At 35.7% G+C, this 1,069-nt stretch carries 1 protein-coding gene and 1 pseudogene; one reads left to right on the top strand and one right to left on the bottom strand.

Features of this window, described 5'->3' with window-relative positions; all coding sequences use genetic code 11:
• Positions 1–122, bottom strand: a pseudogene (locus KI369_RS25735) (EamA family transporter); the annotation flags it as partial.
• Between the two features lie 120 nt (positions 123–242).
• Here KI369_RS25735 and pdxR point away from each other — a divergent pair.
• The coding region (gene pdxR, locus KI369_RS25730; RefSeq protein ID WP_212958234.1) for a MocR-like pyridoxine biosynthesis transcription factor PdxR at positions 243–1,069 on the top strand (827 nt) is incomplete at its 3' end.

Raw genomic sequence — 1,069 nt, 5'->3', positions numbered from 1 at the left:
AAAAAATCAATTGATGATACGTTAGTATGTTGAAATAGCCACTGAATCATCGGGCCAGATAATCCCCATAAGGTAGCTCCTGTAATAATCATAATGAGTCCAATCTGTCTATTGTTGACCATGATCATGCATCCCCTCTCGAGTATTTGATTTTTTATGTGTGACATGATAAAAGGAATTATATATAATTTCTGGTACTGTAAAAAGTGTCAGATTTCAGTTTTATTAAGGGGTCAGATGTTATGTTAGAATTAACGCCTAATTTAAATGCGAAAAGTAAAATAGCATTGTACGTGCAATTGTATGAGTATATAAAAAAAGAGATTAAAGATGGAACGATTCCAGCTTTTACAAAATTACCTGCTAAAAGAAAGCTGGCGAGCTATTTACAAGTGAGTAAGAATACAGTAGAAGCGGCTTACGAGCAATTACTTGCAGAAGGTTATATTGAATCAGCATCGAGAAAAGGTTATTTTGTATGTGAAATTGAACAAATGATTTATGTAGAAGGAAGCGAAGCGAAAGTAGAAGAAGTATCGTTTCGGGAGGAGAACGATACATTTGATTTCACCCAAACAGGAGTCGATACGAATACGTTTCCGTTCACTACGTACCGCAAGCTTCTAAATGATGTATGGCAGCCACATAATAATGAGTTGCTTTTTCTTGGACACCCTCAAGGGGAATTAAGCTTAAGAGAGGAAATTGCGAACTATTTGTATGAATCTAGAGGTGTACGTTGTTCAGCTAGTCAAATTGTATTAGGAGCGGGAACACAAATATTAGTGAAGTTACTTTTTCAATTGTTGAAGGGAAGTAATTATGCAGTTGAAAACCCAGGTTATCATAGGAAAATGGTCGTTTTTGAACAGGGAGAAAAGAAGGTTCAAATGTTGTCTTTAGATAGGGACGGAATTTGTATGGCAGATTTAGAAAATAGCGATGCAAATGTTGTATTTGTAACTCCTTCTCATCAATTCCCATATGGAATGATTATGCCTATTACGAGAAGAACGCAGCTTTTACAATGGGCAAAGAAAGGAGAGGACAGGTATATTATTGAAGATGA

The organism is Bacillus sanguinis (assembly GCF_018332475.1).
In the GTDB taxonomy this organism is placed as follows: Bacteria; Bacillota; Bacilli; order Bacillales; family Bacillaceae_G; genus Bacillus_A; species Bacillus_A sanguinis.
Note: the sequence above shows the minus strand (reverse complement) of the source record. Positions and strands in the feature narration are given on the sequence as shown.